The sequence below is a fragment of the Bacillus sp. JJ1764 genome (assembly GCF_036962145.1).
GTDB lineage: Bacteria > Bacillota > Bacilli > Bacillales > Cytobacillaceae > Neobacillus.
In genome coordinates this window covers 31907-39933 of record NZ_JBALNY010000010.1, presented here as the reverse complement: position 1 = coordinate 39933, position 8027 = coordinate 31907, and the positions used below count along the sequence as shown (strand labels likewise).

General features: G+C 40.8%; 4 protein-coding genes. 2 read left to right on the top strand and 2 right to left on the bottom strand.

The window, feature by feature from the left end; translation table 11 throughout:
* Window positions 1-53: 53 nt before the first annotated feature.
* Complete coding sequence (locus V7083_RS01690; RefSeq protein ID WP_335474695.1) at window positions 54-1676, bottom strand: SWIM zinc finger family protein; 1623 nt, start codon at window positions 1674-1676, stop codon at window positions 54-56.
* Window positions 1677-1961: 285 nt separating this feature from the next.
* The gene (locus tag V7083_RS01685; protein WP_335474693.1) at window positions 1962-3032 is read right to left on the bottom strand and encodes a C40 family peptidase; all 1071 of its coding nucleotides are present in this window, start codon (window positions 3030-3032) and stop codon (window positions 1962-1964) included.
* 248 nt (window positions 3033-3280) lie between these two features.
* Here V7083_RS01685 and V7083_RS01680 point away from each other — a divergent pair, with 248 nt between their 5' ends.
* Entirely contained in the window at window positions 3281-5617 is a 2337-nt protein-coding gene (locus tag V7083_RS01680; RefSeq protein ID WP_335474691.1) for an Ig-like domain-containing protein, read from the top strand.
* Window positions 5618-5922: 305 nt separating this feature from the next.
* Window positions 5923-7764, top strand: coding sequence for a SpoIID/LytB domain-containing protein (locus V7083_RS01675; RefSeq protein WP_335474688.1), 1842 nt, complete (start codon window positions 5923-5925; stop codon window positions 7762-7764).
* The last annotated feature ends 263 nt before the right edge of the window (window positions 7765-8027 follow it).

The following is an 8027-nucleotide window of genomic DNA, read 5'->3' as shown; positions in this document are numbered from 1 at the left end:
TTGTCACCAACGATTGTCTCAAGATTATCCCTCTCGTTATCACCGCAACACCATTAGATCAACTTACTCCGTTGGCATTCTTCCTGAAATGCCCGCAGTCGTTTGGTTCTCTCGAGCAGCTCTGTTATGAAGTACTCCCAGTCGTCGACCCTGCGTAATTTTTTATAAAGTGTTCGCAATTTTTTTAGGTGGCGCACGGCAACACGGTAGCTGCTACGGTTTTTCTGGTCGATTTCCCGCTGTGCTGTTTGATGGAGCATTCCAAGAAGCACATCCGGCTGTTCCTTCTCCACAAGCTTTACCCGTTCTTTCGGCAAGTCATAAAATTCAAATCCAACGAACGCCAGCAGTTCGGCCCAACGGTCATATAGTTTGCGCTCGAACAACACATATTCATATTCCACAAAGCTATAGGGGAGCATGGCTAACAGCGCACGCTCATACAGATCATCCCTGTGAGTTTCTGAACAAAATTGCCCAATAGGCCGCAATGCACTTCGTACAAAGGCTGAGCTGCTTTGATAAGAATCGAGCCGTGACAAATAAGCCTTCACCTTTTGCAAAAATAAATCCAAAACAGGCTCAAGCCGCTTCCAAGCTTTGAGATCGGAAAAATAATCAAACCAATAAACTAAATAAGGTACAATGGCTTCCTCAGCCTGATTAATCAGCTTCAATGCTAAATCATCATTACCGAGCAGGAAATATAAATGGGCACTTGTCACTTGAAGGGGAATGGGATTTTCCCAATCCTGAAGCTCCTTCAAACGATCGCCAATCTTTAACACTTCCTCAACCCGCCAGGCCTTCTGACGGAAAAGGTCATTCCACAGCAACCGGTAGACATATACCCGCTCCAGTTCAAAACCAGCCGTGCAGGTTAGAAGTTCAAAGGCATCATCCTTCAGACGTTCTATAAATACATCAAAATCAAATGGAAGGGCACGGGTTCCAATTTTTATAAGGAGATCCCGAATATCCTCGAGCATCCCATGGAACAAATGGGAATACGCTCTGCGTACCACATCCTCGTTATAGCCCATTTCGTCCACAAAGACCGCCAATTTTCGAAACGACACAATCGCTTCGACTAACTCATATAACAGGCGCCATTCCTGCTCAATCGGAGCACTTGCGGCAACCCTTTTTCGATAAATCTCAAAAAGCTCCGGTACTATATAAGGGTTTGTATATTTTTTCGAAGCCACCAAGGTATCAAAACTAGACTCAAACGTTTGGATCCAGAGGCTATAATCCGGTTTCATGTTCCCGTTTGCCCTCACCAAATCCTTGGCTGCCTGCAAGCCCCAGCTTGCAATCGATTTTTTCTCGCGAATCGGTTCACGCCAGACCGTAACCCAATCTGACACACTAGCTACCCGGGAGTATGCAGCAAAAAAGACCGCCATTTTATGCCGGCAAATATAATCGGCAGGGCAAGAACACTCACTTAAAAGCCAAGACTCAGGATCTAGTGAAACCTTCACTGGCGCAACATCCTGTACCGTCGCAGTAATTTCCCCATTGCTCATTCGCAACTGAGACACCATCCCTTGCCGATACAGCATCAGCCCCTTCTGAACCAGCCGCACATCCTCCGAACTCCCCGCACTAATTAAATCGCTCAACTGCTCCGCCAGGCCTTGTATTTCCTCTTGTCCCTCAAACGCCTCCAAGGCCGCGACCCCCTTCTACATCAAAAAATCCATATTCCTTTATTATACCCAAAAAAATGCAGCCCGAGTAGTCGATATATACTCAACATGCGCAAAGAGACATAGAGCACTACCATTTATATTTCAATCCTAAATAATTGGAACAACCGGCTCTTTTTAAAATGCAAAAAAAGGTGCCTGTCACCAAAACTACCACTTTGTTATCATTAAGCTAGCTAAACTTTGAAAAGTGTTTCAAAACAAAAAAATCCAGCCTTCGTACCATAAGGTAAGGCTGGATTTTGTTTAGTAGAGCCGTTTGTAGGCTGAGAAGTGCTGGGCGTAGTAGGGGCTTGATAGGTTTGAGATGGTGACGCCAGTTCCATCGTTTGCATGGATGAATTGGTTGTTCCCCAGGAAGATGCCGATGTGGGAGATTCCTGGTTTGTATGTATTTTCGAAAAAGACGAGGTCGCCTGGTTTTGGGTTGTTCACGTAATAGCTCCGGTCATAATAGCCGGCTGCTGAATAGCGGCCTATTACCTTTCCTGCTTGATTGGCGACGTAATAGATGAAGCCGCTACAGTCAAATCCGGAAACGGTGCTGCCTCCCCAAACGTAAGGCACGCCCATTAAGCTTTTGGCTATAGTAATCATTTTAGTGGCCACTTGTGCATCTGTCACTGAAGAACCCGTAGTTACTGTTGGCTTTGATGGTGAGGTTGTGACTGTTGTAGTGGAACCTCCAGACGCAGTTTTTACTGTAACCTTCAGCTTTTGCCCAACATAAATCAGGTCGGATTTCAAGCCGTTAAGAGACTTCAATTCCTGAATGGACATCCCAAATTGAATGGCAATTTTACTTAAGCAATCGCCGGCTTTAACAGTATAAATGGTAGTATTGACACTTGTCCCTGTTGTGGGTTTCGGTGCTGGAGTTTGCGGTTTTGGCTTCGTAACTGTTTGAGCAGCGGGCGATACCTTAAGAACCTGTCCCACATAAATGACCGTTCCTTTAATGTTGTTCCATTGTTGTAATTCTCCTACCGTCACGTTAAAGCGGTTCGCGATTTTAATCAACGCATCCCCTTTGACCACTTTGTAGGTCTGTACGGTTGTCTTGGCAACGGGAGCAGTCGAAGTCTTAGTTGCCATTGGCGTAGTAGTTGATACCTGAAGCACTTGATTCACATAAATCAGATTAGTGTTTAAATTGTTTAATTTCTTCAATTCTGTAACACTAGTATGATAGTTAGAGGCAATTTCCGAAAGGGTATCGCCACTTTGAACCTTATATGTATCTGCGAGAACTGTTCCCGAAAAAAGAGTAGATAATAAAGCCGTTGTCGAAAGAGTGCTAACAATTTTCTTCTTCATTTAGGAATAATCACCTCGATTTCTACAGTTTTCTCTTTATTTTACCATAGATTTCAAGTGTTTCTAAATAATTTTACAAAAATTGCCCAATTTAGCAAATAAGTAGACTTGATAAATAAGAAACTGGTAAAAATGAGGAAGATAATAAAAGAATTTATCATTTTATAGTGCGAATTGCTTGGGATTTTAGTAATATAGAATTATGGGAATTTTTTACTGAAAATATAGAAAAGGGAGAGGGGTAGAAAATGTTTCAAAAAACACTGGCAATCATCCTTACAGTTTTGCTAATTTTACCGACAGTCAGCTATGCTCAAGCACCAGAAAGCCAACAGTTGCCCACGAAGAATTTGAATGCAAAAACAGTAGATAAAGCACCAAGGCCATCGTTATCAACCCAGGCTGACTATCAAGACCCGTCAAATTATCCATTAATTGGAGAGGGTAGTTTTGTTAAGACCTTATACGATAGCTATGGTGGATACCATATGATTTATTTTGACAAAGTTACTACCTCATCCTATGGGACAAACTATCTTAATGCGAAACTACGCTATTATTCTCAGTATTCATATTCCAAGGATGGCATCGTAACGGTCGAGTTCTATACGAATCAATCGAATACTTTAAAACCAGTAGAATATACCGAATTTGATACCGAAGGAACTTCAGCTACCTATCTAAATTCACATCTGTTAAAATCCAACTATACAAATCAACCATATATTTATATTAGGCTGGGTTTATCATCATCAACTAATGACTCCTATTATTCAGATGTCACAACGTTCAAAGTAGCAAACCCTTACTATACCGGAAGCACCACTAAGGCTGACAAATATGCAGTTATTAACAATGAATCTACCAGTCTATCAAAACAATCAACAGGTGTATTCAATCTGAAAAATATGAATTATACATTTGATCAAAATGCAAAGCCAGGCGTCTATAAAATGGATGTAAATATCCCATTTAATATTCCAAACAATCAAGACAATCAAATCAAAAAAAGCACCAACTTTATTCCGGAAAAATATATGGTGGGACAAGCCAAGAGTTTTTGGGTAACTAACCTGGTCGACAATACAAACTCGCAAATTTCTGCTAAACTGGCCTATAGCGGTACGAAAGCCAATGTTTGGGTTTATAATAATCAAATTACAACGGCAGCCGCCACCAAGCTTGGTACCGAATTTGACAATAAAATCTATTCATCAGTCACCAACAATTTTGGAAAAGAATCAGATATAAACAATGATGGAAAAGTCAATATCCTTTGTTATGACATTCAAGACGGATTTAACGGTAGCGGAGGGTATGTAGCTGGCTATTTTTGGGCGGGCGATTTATACAATACGTCCAACTCCAATAAATCAGAGATTTTTTACATTGATACCTACCCGGCTATGGGCATTGGCGCTACAAAAGACGTAACCGAAGCATATGAAACCTTGGCACATGAATTTCAACATATGGTCAATTTTAACCAAAATGTTTTAATTGAAAAATCAAGCACCGGTATGGACACATGGCTCGATGAAGGCCTTGCGATGGCTGCGGAGCAAATTTACACCGGAAAAGGGCTGAGCGACCGGATTGACTACTATAATATGTCTTCGTCTATTAAAAGCGGTCATTCCTTATTATACTGGGATAATTACGGCGATACCCTAGCAAACTACTCACTGTCCTACTTGTTTGGTCAATATATTAAAAAGCAAAGTGGTCAAGGGGATAGAATTTTCAAGGAAATTCTCAGAGATCCAAACAATAACTATAAAGCAGTAGAAGATGTGGCTAAAAAGTATATTGATTCCAATATTACTTTTGGAAAATTAATGACCGACTTTAGGATTGCTCTATTATTGAAAAAATCAACCGGTTTATATGGGTTTAAGGGGGATACTTTTTTCAATTCATTAAAGGATCGGATTTATTCCGGTAATTCAGCAAGCCTGCGTGGCGGGGGATCCATTGTTACAACGTATAGTTCAGCAGTAGGCTTAACGATTCCAAAAGATAAGGGAGCGAATATCACCTATACGACCTTGAACAAGGACGGTAAGGATGTAACACCTCCGGCAGTCCCAAAAGTAGCGACAGTGACCGATAAAGCGACCGTGATCAAAGGGACAACAGAAGCATATGCCCGTGTAACCGCCAAAGTAGGAACCACAAAAATTGGCAGTGCCTCTGCGGATAAGACTGGAGCGTTCTCCATCCCAATCGCAAAGCAAAAGGCAGGAACCATCATTACAGTGGTCGCGCAAGATAAGGCCTATAATGAAAGCTCCACAAAAGTTCTAGTAGCTGCTGCCTATACACAAGTAAACATCCAGCTAAACGGTGTGAACTTTACCAAAGGATATACGGGCGGGGGCACCACTTATATTCATTTTAAAGCACTGGATACGTTTAACATCCCTTATAAATATAAAGGGAACGGAGTATTCGATATTCAAGGCCGTACCGTAAATGGACAATCTATCAACGGTGCCATGTACCTCCGTTGGTCCACAATCGCCCCAGGGAAAATTACGTATGAAAAAATCACTGGCGGCTATAACTTTATATACACAAAATAAGGATGCACAGTCACCTGACATTTCAGGTGGCTGTTTTAATGGCTGTTACAAAAATTCAAATTAAAAAAGGGGCACCACTTATCGTTTGGGGGATCAGGATGAAGGACAAATTCCCCTTAAATTTTTAATAGAAATGAAGAAAACCTTGCAAGAGTAGCAGGGTTTTTTTCAACTGGTGGTCTTTCCAATCAAATAACACTCTATAAAAAAATAAATATGGTAACATATAGAAATAGAGAATAATGTCGGATTCTCCAAGAATCCGGAAAGGCAAGTCGAAAAACCAAAATAGGAAGGAGTTTATGATGAAAAAACTACTCACAATGTTCGTCATTGCATGTGTCTTGCTGGGCTTGGCCCCGAATATGACATCAGCAGCCGCTGCACAAGAACCAATCTTACAGGTAAAACTAGTAAACTATTTAAAAAATAAGACTAGTATTTCGATGAAGGTATCGGGAACGTATTATATCAAAGAAAAATCGTACCGATTAAGCACTTCTAAAACGTATACACTAAAGGTGGCATCTGGTCTTGTCAGCGTTTATGATGGATCAACCAAGCTGGCATCGGCCACAACGCTAACCATTTCCTCATCCAATCGAAATGACCATGCACTGTTAAATAACCGCGATTACTTAGGAAACTTCAAGCTTTCAGTTGAGAACTCCATATATGTGAGTGTCGTGAACCTTATTTACCTTGAGGACTACATAAAATGTGTCGTACCGGCAGAGATGTATGCTTCCTGGAATAAAGAAGCCCTTAAATCTCAGGCCGTGGCTGCCCGATCCTTTGCTTACTATTCTAAAGATAAGGTGATCAATGATTCGCCAGCCAACTACCAAGCCTATGAAGGAACCGCAAAATTATATCCGAATTCTACAGCAGCTACACAGGAAACAGCAGGTGAAATTCTTACCTATAACGGGGCTGTAATCCAAGCATTATTCTCTGCATCCAATGGCGGGATGACACAGAACAACTACAACGAATACGGGTCTCCGGCTCTTCCGTACTTTCCTATTAAAAAAGACACGTATGATACGAAACTTACATGGAACCCGGTTATTCATAAGAAGCAAATGTATATAACGTCTGTGGATTTGCGCCACCCAGAACTTTGGTGGGATAAAATCAATGAGACAGATCCAACGATATCTAAAAACATCAAAGCTTGGCTAAACAACAATGGTTATAGCAATAAACAAATCAAAATGGTCTCCATACCAAAAGTGGCCTTCTATGAAAAAGACAGCAGTGGCAGAGCCATCCGAGGCGATCTCACCATCACTTTTTTTGTAAAAGATAAACGGGATTCAACAGGCAAGCTGGTCCTGCAAACGGTGAAGAAGACAAACGTCATTGCCGATCAGGTCCGGGATATCATAGGCAGGAGCATCATTCCGAGCACGTTAATTTCGAGTGTTACCGAAACGACCTCAGCTTTTTCGATTAAGGGGTCAGGAAACGGCCACGGAATTGGATTAAGCCAGCATGGAGCCAATAACCGTGCTAATGCAGGAATATTATATAAAAGCATTTTAACCTTCTATTATCCTGGAACAGCATTGACTAAGGCTTATAGTCAAACCGTTTCACCGGATTTGGAACCAACTACTTACCAATCCATTAATATCCAATTAAACGGAGTAACCTTTAAAAACGGATACAGCAAGGATGGAGCCACCCATATTCACTGGTCAGCCTTAGATCAATTGAAAATACCGTACACCAATAAAGGGAACGGGTTATTTGTAATCAACGGAATTCAGGTACAAGCAGCAAAAATTAATAATGATTGGTATATTAAATGGTCCCAGCTAGCTCCGGGGAAAATCACCTACGAAAAAATAAATGGCGGATATAATTTCATCTATTATAAACCGATAACGATTCAATTAAACGGCACTTCCTTTAAAGAGGGATACAGCAAGGACGGTGCCACCCATATTCATTGGACAGCCGTAAACGTATGGAAAATGCCATACACGGATAAAGGAAACGGACTATTTGTGATTAACGGGCGTGAAGTGCAAGCTGTGAAAATCAACAATGATTGGTATTTCCGCTGGTCTCAAATAGCTCCAAACCACATAACGTACACAAAAATTACGGGCGGCTATAATTTTATTTACCAACCATAAAAGATTGGGACTGTCCTTTCTATCTAGAGGGAAAGGACAGTTTGTTTATACATTTTGATCTATAGTTATGAATAGGTTTATAATTACATTTTCGACATCTTTCGACAATTTTCGCTCTTTACCACCCCCGGAAATAGTGATACACTATTTTTTGGTCAGCATAATATTTGACTAATTAAAAAGGGTGATACATTTTGAAAAAATATGTAAAATATTGTTGTAAATACGTATTTTTTTGTTAACCGCATATAAATCTAATGGAA